14 protein-coding genes are annotated in these 17,281 nt (G+C 46.3%); 11 read left to right on the top strand and 3 right to left on the bottom strand.

What is annotated here, in order from left to right:
- The first annotated feature begins 38 nt into the window (after positions 1-38).
- The 7 genes from lon to DEHRE_RS12185 all read left to right on the top strand — a co-directional run bounded on the left by lon (position 39) and on the right by DEHRE_RS12185 (position 8,091).
- Positions 39-2,423 (top strand): endopeptidase La, encoded by a 2,385-nt coding sequence (gene lon, locus DEHRE_RS12215; RefSeq protein WP_038603376.1) that lies wholly within the window; start codon positions 39-41, stop codon positions 2,421-2,423.
- Between the two features lie 280 nt (positions 2,424-2,703).
- Positions 2,704-3,315 (top strand): ribosome biogenesis GTP-binding protein YihA/YsxC, encoded by a 612-nt coding sequence (gene yihA / locus DEHRE_RS12210; RefSeq protein WP_025206129.1) that lies wholly within the window; start codon positions 2,704-2,706, stop codon positions 3,313-3,315.
- A 160-nt stretch (positions 3,316-3,475) separates the two neighbouring features.
- Positions 3,476-4,465: a sodium:calcium antiporter gene (locus tag DEHRE_RS12205; protein ID WP_019224774.1), complete on the top strand. Its 990-nt coding sequence runs from the start codon at positions 3,476-3,478 to the stop codon at positions 4,463-4,465.
- A 117-nt stretch (positions 4,466-4,582) separates the two neighbouring features.
- Positions 4,583-5,179, top strand: coding sequence for a hypothetical protein (locus DEHRE_RS12200; protein WP_025206128.1), 597 nt, complete (start codon positions 4,583-4,585; stop codon positions 5,177-5,179).
- Positions 5,180-5,398: 219 nt separating this feature from the next.
- Positions 5,399-6,940 carry an ArnT family glycosyltransferase gene (locus DEHRE_RS12195; protein WP_025206127.1) on the top strand — a complete coding sequence of 514 codons (1,542 nt, stop codon included), beginning with the start codon at positions 5,399-5,401 and terminating at the stop codon, positions 6,938-6,940.
- Positions 6,941-7,007: 67 nt separating this feature from the next.
- Positions 7,008-7,739, top strand: a complete 732-nt coding sequence (locus DEHRE_RS12190; protein ID WP_019224777.1) for a glycosyltransferase family 2 protein — start codon at positions 7,008-7,010, stop codon at positions 7,737-7,739.
- Between the two features lie 4 nt (positions 7,740-7,743).
- The gene (locus tag DEHRE_RS12185) at positions 7,744-8,091 is read left to right on the top strand and encodes an EamA family transporter (RefSeq protein ID WP_019224778.1); all 348 of its coding nucleotides are present in this window, start codon (positions 7,744-7,746) and stop codon (positions 8,089-8,091) included.
- 128 nt (positions 8,092-8,219) lie between these two features.
- Here DEHRE_RS12185 and DEHRE_RS12180 read toward each other — a convergent pair whose 3' ends face one another.
- Both DEHRE_RS12180 and DEHRE_RS14860 read right to left on the bottom strand, forming a co-directional pair.
- The gene (locus tag DEHRE_RS12180) at positions 8,220-10,019 is read right to left on the bottom strand and encodes a ribonuclease J (protein WP_025206126.1); all 1,800 of its coding nucleotides are present in this window, start codon (positions 10,017-10,019) and stop codon (positions 8,220-8,222) included.
- Positions 10,020-10,257: 238 nt separating this feature from the next.
- Positions 10,258-10,404, bottom strand: coding sequence for a hypothetical protein (locus DEHRE_RS14860; RefSeq protein WP_158407253.1), 147 nt, complete (start codon positions 10,402-10,404; stop codon positions 10,258-10,260).
- 227 nt (positions 10,405-10,631) lie between these two features.
- Between DEHRE_RS14860 and DEHRE_RS12175 the strand changes: the two genes are divergently transcribed.
- Together DEHRE_RS12175 and DEHRE_RS12170 are read left to right on the top strand one after the other, a co-directional pair.
- Positions 10,632-13,307 carry a valine--tRNA ligase gene (locus DEHRE_RS12175; RefSeq protein WP_025206125.1) on the top strand — a complete coding sequence of 892 codons (2,676 nt, stop codon included), beginning with the start codon at positions 10,632-10,634 and terminating at the stop codon, positions 13,305-13,307.
- 21 nt (positions 13,308-13,328) lie between these two features.
- Positions 13,329-14,654 (top strand): bifunctional folylpolyglutamate synthase/dihydrofolate synthase, encoded by a 1,326-nt coding sequence (locus tag DEHRE_RS12170; protein ID WP_025206124.1) that lies wholly within the window; start codon positions 13,329-13,331, stop codon positions 14,652-14,654.
- On the opposite strand, the gene DEHRE_RS12165 is transcribed toward DEHRE_RS12170, so the two are convergent.
- Entirely contained in the window at positions 14,645-15,544 is a 900-nt protein-coding gene (locus DEHRE_RS12165; protein ID WP_019224782.1) for a diguanylate cyclase, read from the bottom strand. The genes DEHRE_RS12170 and DEHRE_RS12165 overlap by 10 nt on opposite strands.
- 175 nt (positions 15,545-15,719) lie before the next feature.
- Here DEHRE_RS12165 and DEHRE_RS12160 point away from each other — a divergent pair, with 175 nt between their 5' ends.
- Both DEHRE_RS12160 and DEHRE_RS12155 read left to right on the top strand, forming a co-directional pair.
- Positions 15,720-16,427, top strand: a complete 708-nt coding sequence (locus DEHRE_RS12160) for an SPOR domain-containing protein (RefSeq protein ID WP_025206123.1) — start codon at positions 15,720-15,722, stop codon at positions 16,425-16,427.
- Positions 16,428-16,557: 130 nt separating this feature from the next.
- A complete protein-coding gene (locus DEHRE_RS12155) occupies positions 16,558-17,190 on the top strand; it encodes a redox-sensing transcriptional repressor Rex (protein ID WP_025206122.1) in 633 nt (210 codons plus the stop codon).
- The last annotated feature ends 91 nt before the right edge of the window (positions 17,191-17,281 follow it).

Below are 17,281 nucleotides of genomic sequence, written 5' to 3'. Positions count from 1 at the left end.
AATATAGCACTGACAAGTCTTTTGAGGGGAGATAAATTATGCAAGAAAGAGAGATACCGATCCTTCCGCTTAGAGGAATCCTTGTCTTTCCCTATATGGTGATTCATCTTGATGTTGGCAGGGAAAGATCCATGGCAGCCATTGAGGAAGCAATGCTCTTGGATCGCCAGATTCTTCTACTATCGCAAAAGGAAATGGAAATAGACAGCCCGACGATTGATGATCTGTATACAGTAGGCACAATTGTCGATATAAAACAGCTTTTGAGACTTCCCGGCGGGACAATGCGCGTTCTTGTCGAGGGGATCTGCCGTGCCGAGGTCAAGGAATTTTTGGCGGAAGATCCTTTCTTTAAAGCGCAGGTAGAAAGATTCCCCGGTAATGAGCGTATGAGCCCAGAACTGGAGAATATGACCAGAAGTCTGACCCACCAGTTTGAAGAATATGCGCGTCTCGGCAAAAAAGTATCCCCCGAAGCGATTGGATCGGTGCTTGCTGTAAAAGAGCCCGGTCGGATGGCTGATTTGGTGGCTTCCCACTTGAATTTAAAGATAGAAGATAAACAGGCGGTTCTTGGCGCGATTGATGTAAGCGAACGCCTGGAAAAGCTCACCGAACTGATCATGCGTGAAATCGAGATTCTTGAGCTGGAAAGACGCATTGGGCTCAGGGTACGAAAGCAGATGGAAAAGGCCCAGAAAGAATATTACCTGCGGGAGCAGATTAAAGCGATCCAGAAAGAACTGGGCGACAAGGATGAAAAACAGGCTGAAATTGAAGAATATAAAGAGAAGATCGAAAAGGCGAATCTGACGGATGAGGCCAGGGAAAAGGCCTTGAAAGAACTGGACCGCCTCGAAAAAATGGCTGCATCTTCCGCTGAAGGAACCGTTGTCCGGACGTATATTGACTGGATCATCGCGCTTCCCTGGAATAAGGCGAGCAGGGACAAAGGGGATATGCATAAGGCTGAAAAAATATTGGAAGAAGACCACTATGGTCTGGAGAAAGTCAAGGAGCGGATCCTGGAGTATCTTTCTATCCGTAAACTCACGCCAAATATGCGCAGCCCGATACTTTGCTTTATCGGACCGCCCGGAGTAGGTAAAACCTCACTCGCAAAATCCATTGCGAGGTCTCTGGACCGCAAGTTCGTCAGAATGTCCCTGGGCGGCGTTCGCGATGAGGCGGAGATCAGGGGTCACCGTCGGACGTATATCGGCGCATTACCCGGCAGGGTGATTCAGGGGATACGCAAGGCGGAAACGAAAAATCCGGTCTTCCTATTTGATGAAATTGATAAAATGTCTTCAGACTTTCGCGGGGATCCTGCTTCTGCCATGCTTGAAGTGCTTGATCCGGAGCAGAATCATTCCTATGCGGATCACTATCTGGAGGTTCCATTTGATCTTTCCAAAGTGCTGTTTATCATGACAGCCAACTATATCGAAAATATTCCGCGTCCGCTTCTGGACAGGATGGAAGTCATTCATTTAAGCGGCTATACCGAAGATGAAAAAGTCAATATTGCGGTTCGGCACCTCATACCGAAACAGATGAAAGTGCACGGGTTGAAAGAGATTGTTGTCCGGCTGGATAGCGCCTGCGTCCTGAAGATTGTCCGGGGCTATACCAGGGAATCCGGAGTCAGGAATTTGGAACGCGAAATTGCTAATGTGTTGCGTAAAGTAGCGGTCCGTGTTGTGAAAAAGGAATGGAAGCCGCGGACACTGACACCGGAAGATATTGAAACCCTACTCGGAGCTCCCCGCTATTTTTACCGAACAGTGGGCTTCGAACCGGAGATCGGCGCTGCTGTCGGTCTGGCTTATACTGAAGTCGGAGGAGATGTACTGACCATTGAAGCTACGCCTCTGGCAGGCAAAGGAAGACTGACGCTGACTGGAAAACTCGGCGATGTGATGAAAGAATCGGCGCAGGCAGGATTGACATTTGTCCGTTCCCAGGCTGAAAGCTTGGGGATTAGCAAGGATTTTTACGATCAGCTTGATTTGCACATTCATGTGCCGGAGGGAGCTGTACCGAAGGACGGACCGTCCGCCGGCATCACGATGGCGACGGCAATGGCTTCGGCGCTTTCTTCCAGAGCTGTCCGGCAGGATGTCGCGATGACCGGAGAGATCACTCTACGCGGCAATGTGCTGCCGATTGGCGGACTGAAGGAAAAGGTGCTGGCCGCACACAGGGCGGGGATCAAAACGATTATTCTTCCTGAAAAGAACCTGAAGGACCTGGAAGAAATTCCGGAAGAAATCAGGAAAGAACTGGAATTCCGTTTTGTCAAACGAATGGAGGAAGTTCTGGATATAGCCCTTCTTCCGGTATCTAAATCACAAGAATTCCTGCCGCAGCTGCCGGTCTACAACACGGATTTTACGCAGCCTGAAAGCAGGCCGCTGTAAGCAGCTCAAATAATCTGCTGCTAAACAGGTTTCAGTCTTATATACTGGCAGACGGGAGACAGAGGGGCGTTTTAGTATCTTGTTTCAGAGGAAACAAAGAAAACGTCCCTCTGTGTTTTCCTTCGTTTTCTAACTCCTTAGTTGGTCTCCCGATGTATTTGTCTCCCTTGGATTAATCCCGATTTTGGAGTACAATATTAGCTGTTGATGTTTAAGGAACATAGTTGGGACATAACATAGTTGGCATATTGTACTCACGATGTTCCGTTGAGGTGATAGTGTGATTTTTCGTAAAGCTGAATTTATGATTTCGGCAGTGAAGCCGCAGCAGTATCCTGAGGGAATAAGGCCGGAGCTGGCTGTCTCAGGCCGTTCCAATGTAGGAAAGTCTTCTTTGATCAATAAGCTTGTCAATCGAAAGGCACTGGCCAAGGTCGGCAAAACGCCCGGCAAAACGCAGATGATCAATTTTTTTAATATTAATGATGAATGGTATCTTGTTGATTTACCGGGTTATGGCTATGCAAAAGTGCCTCAGGAGACCCGAATGCAGTGGGGGAAGATGATGCAGACGTACTTTCGTCTGCGTGAGAATTTGAAAGGGGTCATTCAGCTGGTTGATATCCGCCATCAGCCGACCGATGAAGACAGGCTGATGATGGAAATGCTTAAGGTCAACAACATACCTGTTCTGGTGGTAGCGACAAAAGCAGATAAGATTGCGAGGGGACAACGACCCAAATATCTCAAAATCATTGCGGAATCTTTCAAAATGTCGGACTGGAAGACGATTATTCCTTTTTCTTCAGAGGACGCTACCGGCCTTCAGGAGCTAAATCAGGCCATGGATGATATTATCTTTCCTGATGCGGAAGACAAGTCCGGAGAGTGATCCGGAAGAATAATCAATGGAGAAGAGCAATAGATTTTGAAGAGTAATGGAAAATAAAACATAGAATAATTTAAGAATTATATGGAAAATAATAACATTAATAGCTTTGAATTAATAGTTTAAGAAAAATAGTTTATTGAGCTAAACAGGAGAGAAAAAAATGATCGATATAATTTTGCTGGTTGTCAGTTTAGGCGTCATTCTGCTTGGGGCGGAAGTGTTTACAAACGGAATTGAGTGGCTTGGCAGGAAACTCAATTTGGGTGAAGGGGCTGTCGGCAGTATCTTCGCTGCGGTAGGAACCGCTTTGCCGGAAACATTGATTCCGATCCTCGCGATTCTGACCGCCAGTGGGTCAAGCGGGCACGACATTGGCATAGGGGCAATTTTAGGAGCGCCGTTTATGCTTGGAACACTTGCTTTTTTCGTCACAGGGATTGCTGTACTGATTTTCCGAAGAACAAACAGACCGATGTATATTCATCCGGAAGTCATTGAGCGGGATCTGAAGTTTTTTCTGATTGTCTATTTACTCGCAATCGTTGCTTCCTTTTTACCAACACACTCTTTGAAAATGCTGATTGTGATTGTTCTTGTGGGGGCTTATTGTGCCTATGTTTACCGGACAATCAAATCAAGCCATGGTGAAGCGAATTTAGAAGAGGAACTTCCTGTGTGCTACTTTTCCCGCAGGGGGGAGCCTAAGCTGATTGTCGTATTCGTTCAGATTATAGCTGCGCTTGCAATTATCATTGTGGGTGCGGAACTATTCATTAATTCTGTTCAGGCCGTATCGACGGCTGCCGGAATCTCAGTGTTCATCCTGGCAATTATCATTACGCCAATTGCAACTGAACTGCCGGAGAAATTCAACAGTGTTCTCTGGGTGCGTCGTGGTAAAGATACATTGGCCATGGGAAATATCACCGGAGCAATGGTCTTCCAGAGCTCGGTCATTCCGGCAATTGGCATTTCCCTGACCTCCTGGGTTCTGGAACCGCTGGCCCTGGTCAGTGCGCTGCTTGCCCTAGCCTCCGCATCCCTTCAGTATTTCATCATCGTCAAAACGAAAACACTCTATCCTGCAATCCTGATGATTGGCGGGGTATTCTATGCGATCTTCTTATTCCTTTCCCTAAGAGCGATTTAATCCCGAGCGGAAGATATCACAGAAAAAAATAGACAAATGTTCCCAAAACTATGAATAAAGGTTATCCCGGTTTTAATATATTATAATAGGATAATATATGAAACCGGGTGATTTTTTATGGGAACAAGCATTCTAAAAGGCATTACCATAGGTCTGCTCGTCACGGTTCTGACCCTCCTGGCTGTACTGGTCACAACGCTGGCCGGAATTGATGAAAAGATCATCGCCTATCTTGTGGATTTTGGTCTTTTGCTGAGTTGCCTGGTAGCCGGTTTTCGAGCCAGCAGAGACTCCGGCCGGCTGCTTCCTGCAGGACTGGCTGCCGGAGGATATGCTGTGGTTGGCATACTGCTTTTGGCTCTTTATTTTCCGATTGAAAGCCTTGGCGCCGTCAAAATCATTTCCGAGGGAATAGGTCTTGGATTGCTGGCAGGGGTACTCGGTACAGGTTTTCTTGGTTCCGAGCCTGTCTCTTATGAACGGCTAAACAGTATATCGCATCCAAACAGTCTGCTGCGATCCAAATGGCCGTTAGAGGAAGACCGGAAATCCACAACTGAGATTCGAAGAAATGCCAGTTGGTACGGTGAAGACCCAAATGCGGAAAGGGCTCGGATCTACGAACTGTGCAGCAAAAAACCGGAACTCACGGAGGAAGAAGAAGCTTTCAACTGGTGGGAAGTCGAAACCAAGAGGCAGCTTCGGCGACGGTAACTATACAATCCAAAAGTGTTGATTTCAATTCAAGCTTCTTTTCCACTTGCATTGTTTCAGGGCAAACAAGCAAGAGGGAAGAGGCTTTTTCTTCATTGAAAGGAGTTTTAGTATAGGGAATCCATATACAGGAAAAGCTAAGCCGAATGATGCATGCCGCGGCGGACAGAGTAAAAAATGAAAGCAATTGGATAGCTGAAAACAGGGGTGCCAGTGACAATGATGACGAAAAGAGAAAAAATCCTCCTATTTTTCTTATTGACTTTTATTCTTCTGCTCAGGCTCTATCACATAAATGTCGGTCCTGTTGAAATTGAGGAGAGCTGGCGGCAGGCTGACACAGCATCAATCGCCAGGAATTTCGCAGGTTATGACTTTCATCCGTTTCATCCCAATTTGAACTACGACGGGCCATTTCCAAATATTCCGGCGTTGGAAATTCAAGTTACGACCTATCTGATCGCGATCCTGTACAAAGTATTCGGCTATCATTATTTTCTGGCAAGGGCTGTTCCGATTGCTTTTTTTTTGATCTCAGCCCTGTATCTGTATCTGCTGGCACGCCTGTATCTGGGGTGGAATGGAGCAGCTTACAGTCTTCTGATTTATGGGATCCTGCCGATTAATCTGTATTATTCCCGGGCGATTATGCCGGAGTCCGCAGCCCTGATGTTCTGGATCGGAGGATTTTACTATTTTAACCGATGGATTATCAAGCAAAATAATTGCAGGGAGCATCAAAGAAGCGATCATCAGAATCACGGAAATTACGGAAATCACGGAAATAATAGGAATGGTGATGTAAATGATCACGGGTATAGCGATCTGATAAGCAAATACGGTTTACTTATTTTGAGCTCATTTTTTTTAGCTCTGGCAATCATGACCAAACCACCTGTGATTTTTATTGGAATCCCCATGATATATCTCTGTTTTAAGTATTATGGGCGGAAATGGCTGAAAATGCGTGTTTTTTGGATATACAGCTTCATTACGGCAGCGCTTCCAGCCTGCTATTACTATTTCAGTACTACCGCTGCGGAGTATAAATTTACGCTGGGCATTACCCGTAATATTATTTTTAAGCAGGCGGTTACCGCCTTTTACAGTCCGGAAGCACTTGACTTTTTCACGGTAAATTTGCCAAGGGCCCTTGGCATAAGCGGGCTGCTTCTTTGCCTTGCAGGAATATTTTTTTTGAGGGGAAAGCAAAAAGTATTTTTGGTCTGGTTTATCACGATGATTTTCGAGGCAATCTTGATTGTAAGCGGGATCCGGGCATTTTATTACCTGATATTTTTGATGGTGCCGTGCTGTTTGCTGGCCGGTAATCTTTTGGCCAGGGCGGCTTCGGGTCCAGTTGGAAAAATTGCAGGAGTGGTGTTGGTACTGCTCTTAATGAAGGAAAGTTATGACCTGGTTAAACCGATGTTCACCATCAACACGGTGATGGCGCAACAAGTAAACGTAGTAAAGCAGCTGACGGTTCAGGACGATCTCCTTGTGGTCGGTTCTCTGGATCCGTGTCTGCTGGACTTAACGGACAGAAGAGGCTGGCGGTACAATCTTAGGCTGTATGCTGCAACACCCAAAGATCCTATTCAGGAACTGGATGATTATATTGCAAGAGGAGCCAAATATTTTGTGCCAATTCAGGGGAAAATATATGGGGATCAGGATGAGAAGCTATTGAGCTATATTGAAGGAGAATATCCGAAGCTCGAGGTCGTACAGGGTTACCCGATTTATGTACTAAAGTGAGCGGTGACTGCTTATCCGCAAACGTACATTTATCTTTTGGCAATACTGCCTGGAGGGGGCAAATGATATGAAGGTTCTGATTGGCCTACCCGCCTATAATGAAGCAGCCGGGATTACTCATTTATTTAACAGCATTGCATCCTACCGAGAGGTCAGCCGGTATAATATTCAGGTCCTGCTGGTGGATGACGGCAGCAGCGATAATACTGCAAAAATTGTAAGCACTTACGCCCAGGATCATGGTTATGTAACGCTGGTCAGGCACCACGGAAACAAGGGCCTCGGAGAAGCCGTCAAAACAATTTTGCGTTATGCGCTGGAAAACCTGAAGGATGACGATGTCCTGGTTACCATGGATGCCGACAATACCCACAGCCCCCTGCTGATCGAGAGCATGATTGAAACGCTGAACAGTCGGGATCTTGACTTGGTTGTGGCCTCCAGATTTACTTCGGGAGGATATGAAATTGGGCTGAAAACCTTGCGAAAGTTATTCAGCCGGGGTGCCAGGTGTTTCTTTAAATTGTTTTTCCGCATCAGAAACCTTAATGACTACTCATCTGGCTACAGGGCATACCGGGTGAGAATAATCAGAAAGGCACAGGAACGCTGGAAAGAGCTGATTACGACCAACGGATTTGACTGCATGGCTGAGATCGCTGCTAAATTCAGCAGGATGGGGGTTAAAGCCGGGGAGGTACCACTTATTCTTCATTATCAACAGAAAGAAGGGGCCAGCAAAATGCAGGTGTCAAAGACAGTCAGAGGTTACTTTGCGCTGCTGGCTAAGGTGAGATAAACGGATGATTTATTTGCTGGCCTTGATTTCCATTGCTTTGGGATCGACCGGGCAGTTTGTTCTTAAGCTGGCGGCAGGGGAACTTCGGCCGGCCAGCGGAATCTGGAACCTTATTTATTCGATGATCAGCCTGAAGATGGTCTTTGCTGTAAGCTGTTTTGTTTTCAGCATGCTGATGTGGATATTTGTCCTGAGAAAACTGGAACTCAGTATTGCTTATCCAATGGTCAGTCTGGGCTATATCCTGGTGATGCTGCTTTCCTTTTTCTTTCTTCAGGAACAGGTTTCAGCCGCCAAGGTCGGCGGGACTTTATTGATTGTGGCAGGGGTCATCGTACTAAACATGAAGTAATGTCCCGCTTAAAGAATTTCTGATAAAAAGATTACCTGAGTCCGTTGAACGGACTCAGGTAATCTTTTTATTGTCTGATGTGTTAAATCTATTCGTTTTCTAAATTTTTTAATATTTTAAAAGGAATATCATGTCGGGGCTTGAATCTTAGGCTTCATTGTTCTTTTCGGACGCGCTTTTACGGCCATTTCCTTGTAGTTGGGCGGTTTGTTGGTTGCTTCTCTGGCGGCAGTGTCTTTCTTGTTTGCGTCCTTGATTGCTTCGCTGTTTACTTCTTGAATGATGACCAGAATCATTGGACGTCTGCCGGTTCTCTGATAGAGGTGTTTTCCAACGATATCTTTTACCTTGTTTTTAATTGGTGCCCATTGGTTAATACCCTTTTGCTGGCATTCCTGCATAGCCTCTCGGATCAGGTACCTGACTTCGCTGATAATTTCTTCCGACTCCCGCACATAAATAAACCCGCGGGTCACGACATCAGGTCCTGCAACCAATGCACCGGTCGGACGGCTGACAGTCAGAACAGCAATCAATATTCCATCCTGCGATAACTGTTTACGGTCACGCAGTACAATATTGCCGACATCACCAATCCCGAAACCATCGATCAGAACTCTGCCTGCTGGAATACTTTCGGCCATTTTAGCGCCCTCGTCCGTAAATTCCAGAACACTGCCGTTTTCGGCAATAAAGATATTTTCTTTAGGGATGCCGACCTGCTGCGCGAGTTCTGCGTGCTTGACAAGCATGCGGTACTCACCATGCACAGGAAGGAAGTATTTCGGTTTCACCATGCTGAACATTAGTTTAAGTTCTTCTTCGCTGGCATGCCCCGAAACGTGCATTCCTGAAATCTGCTCATAGATGACATGCGCACCGAGTTTGAGCAGTTGGTCGATATTGCGGGAAATGGCTTTCTCATTACCGGGAATCGCGCTGGCCGAAATAATGACCGTGTCGTTCTCACTGATTGAGATCTGGCGGTGGTCGCCGCTGGCTATTCTGCTTAAGGCTGACATCGGTTCCCCCTGGCTGCCTGTGGTCAGGATGCAGAGCTGGTTGCCGGGATAATCCATTGCCTTGTCTACCTCAATCAGGGTTCCCTCCGGTATATCAAGATAACCCAGATCCATCGCAATATTAATGACATTGACCATGCTTCGTCCGATCGCAGCAACTTTGCGTTGGCATTTGACGGCAGCGGAAATCGCCTGCTGCAGCCTGTTGATATTTGAAGCAAAACTAGCAAAGATAATCCGTCCTTCGGCGTGGAAAAAGGCTTCATCAATATTTTGGCCGACAGACCGCTCGGACATGGTAAAGCCAGGACGGTCGACATTCGTGCTGTCGGACATCAGGCACAGAACGCCGTGTTCCCCTAATTCGGTAAATTTGTGTATATCCAGGACATCGCCGCTGACAGGCGTATGGTCGAGCTTAAAGTCTCCAGTATGGACAATGGTGCCAATCGGTGTATGGATTGCCAGGCCGACAGAGCCCGGAATACTGTGGCTGATGTTGATGAATTCAACCCGGAAAGCGCCGAGCCGGACCGTGTCATTCGGATGAATGACGTTGAGTGTCGCTTTCGTAATATTTGCTTCCTTCAGCTTGGACTGAATCAGGCCAATTGTAAGGCGTGTCCCATAAACAGGGACATTAAGATCCTTCAATAGATAAGGGAGAGCCCCAATATGATCTTCATGGCCATGGGTAATGAGTATCCCTGCAACCATTGCCTGGTTCTCAACCAAATATGTATAGTCCGGAATCACGATGTCAATACCTAAGAGGTCTTCATTTGGAAATGTCAGACCCGCATCAACCAGGACAATTTTATTATTATACCGGATGACGGTCATGTTCTTGCCGATTTCCCCGAGACCTCCGAGGGGAATAATTTGCAGTTTGTTCTCTTTTGTCAAAAACTTTTACCTCCATATTTTGTGTTGTGTCAAACAAGCAGAAAACAAGCCAAAATACGGTTAAACCCAAACGCCCCGGTGTTTAAGCATATTTCAGCAATTTTTTATTAGCCGTTCTGAGGCACATTAATTATTATTATATCACGTATTTGTGTTTTTAAACAAACATTGCCTGGGAAACCTTTCAGCTAATACGAATTTGAATGGGATCCTTTACTTAAAACCTTTTGACTTTTTTTTACTGCCTCAGTATAATAAAGAAAACTTCGCCGGCGCCAAGTCTTTGGCGGTCGCTTCTTGCCATCCTCGGCATCACGACACTAAGCCATCCGTGGTTGTCGGCAGCATTAGCTGCACTTAGATGTAACAGAAAGTAAGTATTCATTCTGACATACTAAAGGAAACTTGGCTGTCACCAAACCTTTTGTTGTTGGCGGCGGCATAGAATTGCAGTATAGAATTTAGAGTGGAATTGGCAGAGGGGCTGAAAGATTTCCCGATTCATTGCCGGCTGGAACTGTACAATCGTATACTATTCCGGTATGAAGTATGTTATGTGAGTCTTTCGTCCTTTGGGCCGGAAGATTTTTTTGGTTCGAAAGGAGCCTTTTTATGAGTGAGGATCAACAGATGGCCAAAATATATGATCCTGGCCAGGTAGAGGAAAAATGGTATCAGTATTGGGAACAGAACGGATTTTTTACGCCAAAAGTTGAACCGGAGCAGAAACCTTTCAGCATTGTGATGCCGCCGCCGAACGTAACCGGGTCTTTGCATCTCGGACACGCGATGGATAACACGCTGCAGGATATTCTGGCCCGTTATAAAAGAATGCAGGGATATAATACGTTATGGCTTCCCGGGACAGACCACGCGGGCATTGCCACCCAGGCCAAAGTTGAGGAACAGCTGGCCAAAGAAGGAACGAACAGACACGAACTTGGAAGAGAGAAATTCCTGGAAAGAGTCTGGGCCTGGAAGGAACAGTATGGCGGTACAATTACCCGTCAGCTGCGCAAACTAGGTGCTTCCTGTGATTGGTCACGGGAACGGTTTACCATGGACGAAGGATGTTCCAAGGCTGTAAGAGAAGTCTTTGTCAACCTTTACAACAAAGGACTGATTTATAGAGGGAACTATATTGTTAACTGGTGCTCCAAGTGCCATACGACCATTTCGGATATTGAAGTCGAGCATAATGAACGGGAAGGAAACCTGTGGCATATCCGTTATCCGGCAGCGGATGGCGGGGAAGGCGTTGTTGTGGCGACGACCCGTCCGGAAACGATGCTCGGAGACGTGGCGGTTGCCGTTCACCCTGAGGATGAACGGTACCGGCATCTTGCAGGAAAGAATGTGATCCTTCCTTTAGTGAAAAGAGAGATTCCGGTGATTACCGATGAATATGTCGAGAAGGAATTTGGCACCGGCGCGGTCAAAATTACGCCTGCGCATGACCCAAATGACTTTGAGATGGGGCTCCGCCATAATCTGGAGCAGATTAATATCATGAACAGCGATGCCACCATCAACGAAAATGGCGGCAAATACCAGGGACTGGATCGTTACGAAGCACGCCGCCGAATTGTCAAAGATCTGGAAGAGCTTGGCCTTTTGGTTAAGATAGAACCGCATACCCATGCAGTGGGGGAGTGTTACCGCTGTTCCACAGTGGTTGAACCCCGGGTCAGCAGGCAGTGGTTTGTGAAGATGCAACCTTTGGCAGAACCGGCGATTAAAGTCGTGCAGGATGGCGATCTACAGTTTGTGCCCGACCGTTTTGCCAGGATCTATACAGGCTGGCTGGAAAATATCCGGGATTGGTGTATATCGCGGCAGCTCTGGTGGGGTCATCGTATTCCGGTTTGGTATTGTCAGGATTGCGGAGCTGAAGTTTGCGTGAAAGAGGATCCGACGGCATGTCCGAAATGCGGAAGCCATCACCTGCAGCAGGATCCCGATGTTCTGGATACGTGGTTTTCTTCAGCACTCTGGCCATTCTCAACCATGGGATGGCCCGAAAATACCGCTGAACTGAAACAGTTTTATCCGACGAGTGTTCTGGTTACCGGCAGGGATATTATTTTCTTCTGGGTAGCCCGGATGATTTTTATGGGACTGGAATTCCGGGAAGATGTTCCGTTTCACAAGGTGATGATTCACGGGTTGATTCTTGACCCGCAGGGGCGCAAGATGAGTAAATCACTTGGCAACGGTGTCGACCCGATCGAAGTCATTAATCAATATGGCGCGGACACCCTGAGGTTTATGCTGATCACCGGCAACACCCCGGGTAATGATCTGAGATTCCATTTTGAAAAATTAGAGTCCACCAGAAACTTTTTGAATAAAATCTGGAATGCCTCCCGCTTTGTGCTGATGAATCTGGAGGACTATCAATCGGAAGCTAAGGAACAGCCTGCCGGACCGTACGTTGCTGAGCTTACCCTGGCAGACAAATGGATCCTGTCACGCTATGAAGATACGGTTCAGAATGTCACGGCTGCTTTAGAGCGTTTTGACCTTGGGGAAGCCGGCAGACTGCTCTATGAATTTATCTGGAATGAATATTGTGACTGGTACATCGAGCTGACTAAAAAACGACTTTATATGAAAGAAAACCAGTCTGAACGCCAGACCGCCCAGCGCATTCTCTTTGAAGTGCTGGAAGGTACAATGAGACTGATTCACCCGTTTATGCCGTTCTTAACTGAGGAGATATGGCAGCATCTGCCCATCAAAGGAAAGACGATTATGCTCAGCTCCTGGCCGCAGGTTGAAGGATATCGCAACGAGCAGGTTGAAAAAGATATGAATGTTCTGATGGATATTATCCGGGCAGTGCGCAATATCCGGGCGGAGATGGGTGTCGCTCCGGGCCGCAGGGCAGATATCCTGCTCGTAGCTCCCGAAAAAGATATGCTCTCGGTTCTACAAAGCGGTCTTGCGGATATCCGGCAGCTTGCAGTTGCGGAAAACATCACAATTTTACAGCAGATGGAGAATAAGCCGCCGCAGTCCGCCAGTACGGTTCTTACTGGTGTTACCGTTTATATACCACTGAAAGGGCTGCTTGATTTGGACAAAGAAGTGGCCAAGGTCCGCAAGGAAATCGAAAATATGATCAAGGAACAGAAAAGGCTGGAAGACAAGCTCGGCAACCCAGGGTTTACCTCGAAAGCGCCGGAAGTGGTCGTTCAAAAGGAAAAAGAGAAACTGGATGATATCATGGCCAGGATGCGTTCTCTGAAACTGAGATTATCCGATCTAAGCGAAGAGCTTGAATAAATCTGTAAAGGATTGAGGATAATGACGGAATACGAAGAGACACTGGAATATATTAAGAACCTAACGAAGTTCGGCATTAACCTCGGACTGGAACGGATCAAGGCTTTGCTGGATCGTCTGGATCACCCGGAAAAGAAATTGAAAGTGATTCATATCGGCGGCACCAACGGGAAAGGATCGACGACGGCAATGCTTCAGTCAATTATGAAGCAGGCCGGTTATTGCGCGGGAATGTTTACATCCCCCCACCTTCATGATTTCCGGGAAAGAATCACGATAAACGGAGAGATGATCTCACCGGAAGCTGTGGTTTCAGGGATCAATAAGCTAAAACCCCATCTGGAGGAAATGGAGCGTCTCGGGATTGAACATCCGACCGAATTTGAAGTCTGTACGGCGCTGGCCCTGTGTTATTTTGCCGAAAAACAACCCGATCTGGTCCTTCTGGAGGTTGGTCTCGGCGGTGAAATTGATTCCACCAACGTCGTTACCCCTTTAATATCTGTGCTGACCAGTATTGGCATGGATCACATGGATTATCTTGGAGATACGCTTCAAGCAATTACTGGGGTAAAGGCCGGTATTATTAAGGATGGCGTTCCAGTGGTCACTTCCTCGGACAAGCCGGAAGTTTTGAAGGTTATCGAGGAACGAGCTGCCCAAAAAGGATCCAGGATGATTGAGGTAGGCCGCGATGTACATTGGCGGCACCCGGGTGATGGTTCGCAGCGTTTTGGCTATGAAGGCTTGTACTGGTCTTATCCGGATCTGGAGCTCGCGCTTCTTGGGGAACACCAGTTTACCAATGCAGCGGCTGCACTAGCTGTCTGTGAAGTATTGGTTGGAACGTATTCGCTGAATATATCTGAAAGTGCCGTCAGGGAAGGTCTCAAAGCAGTCCGCTGGCCGGGCAGGTTGGAACTTTTGCTGCGGAATCCGAGAGTTCTTCTGGACGGGGCACATAATGCCGATGGGATGATGTCTCTGGCTAAGGCGCTGCAGCAGTACGCCGACGGACCTTTGAAAAGAAACAGGCTGTTGCTTTGTCTTGGCATGCTCAGGGACAAAGAAATAGAAAAAGCCGTTGAGATTATCGCACCGCTGGCCGATGAAATCATCGTGACCAAGCCGGATTCCCCAAGGGCTGGTGACTGGGAGTATGTGGCCAGAATCGCGGAGAAGTATCTAGTGCAGGAAAACGTATCGACGGTTGAAGATCCTGCGGGAGCAGTAAGAAAAGGGCTTGAAAGAATGAAGCCGGGTGATTTGCTTTGTGTCACCGGCTCCTTGTACATGATCTCCGGGGTAAGAAAATTTTTACTGGATCATTATACGCATCAGGAATAATCCCACTTCACGCAATTTCTGCCGTGTTTTTTGGCTTGGTACAAGCAGGCATCGGCTTTTTCCAATATGCTGTGACAGTATTCGTAATTGGCCGGTATCATACTGTATCCGCCCACACTGACGGTCAGAGCAGCGTGGCTGCCGGCGGGATTGTTGAACAGTTGGGATATACTGACATGGTAACGTATTTTTTCGGCAATTTCACTTCCGGCAGCCGCATCCGTATCCGGAAGAATCACGACAAATTCCTCTCCGCCATACCTGGCCAGAAATTCGTGAGGTTCATTCAAGCATGAGCGGATGATCTGGGCAACTTTAACAAGCGCTTCATCGCCTTTGGAGTGCCCATGCTGGTCGTTGAATTTCTTAAAGAAATCAACATCAATCATGATCAGCGAAAGCGGACGCTTGTTGGTGGCTGCAAAGCCAAATTCGGCAGCAAGTTTTTCTTCAAAAAATCGCCGGTTTGGGATCTCAGTAAGACCGTCCAGGTGAGACATTCTTTCCAAGAGTTTTTGCTGATGGATGAACCGTAAAGTGTTCTTGACCCGGGCCTGAATGATTGTTGGCTTAAAAGGTTTGGTGATATAATCTACAGCACCCAAATTAAACCCTTTTTCTTCATCTTCAATGGAGTCAAGGCTTGTCAGGAAAATAACGGGGATGTTCCTGGTCCGTTCATCGTATTTTAGCTGTCTGAGAACTTCATAACCATCCATTTCCGGCATCACGATATCCAGCAGGATCAGGTCAGGAGAGTACTTTCTTAGCAATTCCAGGGCTTGTCTGCCGTTTCTGGCAGAAAGAAACTGATATTCGGCTAAAGTTTTTTTAAGAAAAATAAGATTAAAGTCCTGATCATCCACTGCAAGAATCAAATATTCTTCCATACCGGTATATCCTTCCTTATTGGGATACTTATTTTTCCAGGAAATATTATAACATATTATGGAACTAAAATTTATTTTTTTTTGCAAAATATTTAAGCGCTGATCATATTACCATGTACTAATTATTGCCGCTCCTTCATATGATCGAAATAGAATGATTTGAAGGAGTTGCCTGATGGGAAAAAAATTTAGATCAGGTGTTTTGATTTCAATTATAATGGTAATACTAGGATTATCCGCTGTCGGCTGGTTTGTATGGTATACTGGAAAAATGTTTGTCGGGCTGGTTTCCTCACAGACCGTCGTTACCTCAGAAAACCTGCCAGAAACAAACAGCGAGATTCTCAATTTGACGGAAATCAAAATTTGGACCTGTCAAATCGGTGTTTATAAGGATAAAGAAAATGCCGAAGTATTGCTGCAGAATTTGCATAACAAGGGCTGGCAGGCCGTGATCATCAGTAAGGAGCCTTATCAGGTTGCGGTGGGTGCCTTTGGCTCCAATGAAGAGGCGCTTTTTTGTTACCAGGGCTTATTGGAAAACGGTATTGATTCATGGGTCAGGGAAGTGACGTATCCTGCTTTGCACTATAAGGTCAGCGGCAGCGAAACGGAAACGGTTCTGGAAATCCTCGAGCTGGCGAATTCATTATGTGCAGGTCTTGGACAAGGCATTGATCAAACCGATGCCACAGAGAGAATTCAGGATATTAAAGACAGCGATTATCCGGAAGATTTCAGGCATTTGCAGGATAATTTGAGCGCCCTTAATGCCTCCCTGGATGGTCAGGGGGATTTTCAATATAAGTATAATCAGCAGCTTCTTCAAGTCTTTGCTGAGTATAAATGGGTTACTTACAAGTATTTTGAACAAAATCCCTGATTATTTTGGGTAGGGTCAAAAAACATAATTAAACAGTGATATCTTGTATTTCCTTCGGTTTAATTGCATTTTCTTTAGGTAGTGATATAATTAACTTATCTTTGAAGTAGACGAAATGGGGGATTTGGATTTGAAAACCTTGAAAATTCCTGAAGCAACGATTATACGGCTTTCCGTATATTCTCGTTATTTGACAGAGATAGACCGCAAAGGAATCATAACGATTTCTTCAGGTGATATTGCTGAAGGAGTAGGCGTAAGTCCTGCTCAGGTTCGTAAAGACCTTGCTTATTTTGGGGAGTTTGGGATTCGCGGAGTAGGTTACAATGTCAAAGACTTGCATAAAAATATTCTTCGGATCATGGGTCTCAGCAATGAGTGGAGCGTCTGCCTCGTAGGACTGGGCAACCTCGGACTGGCCCTGAGTACGTATAAGGGTTTTAAAGAACGCGGATTTTCAATCATCAATATTTTTGACAACGATCCCCAAAAAACTGGGATGAAGATTAACGATATCGAAGTATTGCCGATTGAAACGATGGAAGAAGTCGTCGCCCAAAACCAGATCCAGATCGGAGCAATAACTGTCCCGGCATCTGCAGCCCAGGAAATTGCCGATAAACTTATTAAAGGCGGAGTCCAGGCCATTTTGAATTTTGCACCTGTCGTTTTAAATGTTCCTCCCACTGTAGAACTCAGAAATGTGGATTTGTCTGTAAACCTTGAAGTGCTGACATTCAATCTGGGCGGAAAAATGGCTTAGAACCTAGAATTGATCATTTGTACATGAAGGAAGGTATTCCAGATACGCTAGCGCTGGATGCCTTTTTTTTGTTCTAAAATGGATTAAGGCT

Origin of the sequence: Dehalobacter restrictus DSM 9455, assembly GCF_000512895.1 — a bacterium.
GTDB lineage: Bacteria > Bacillota > Desulfitobacteriia > Desulfitobacteriales > Syntrophobotulaceae > Dehalobacter > Dehalobacter restrictus.
The sequence above is the reverse complement of the archived record's forward strand: the minus strand, read 5'-3'. Positions and strand labels throughout refer to the sequence as shown.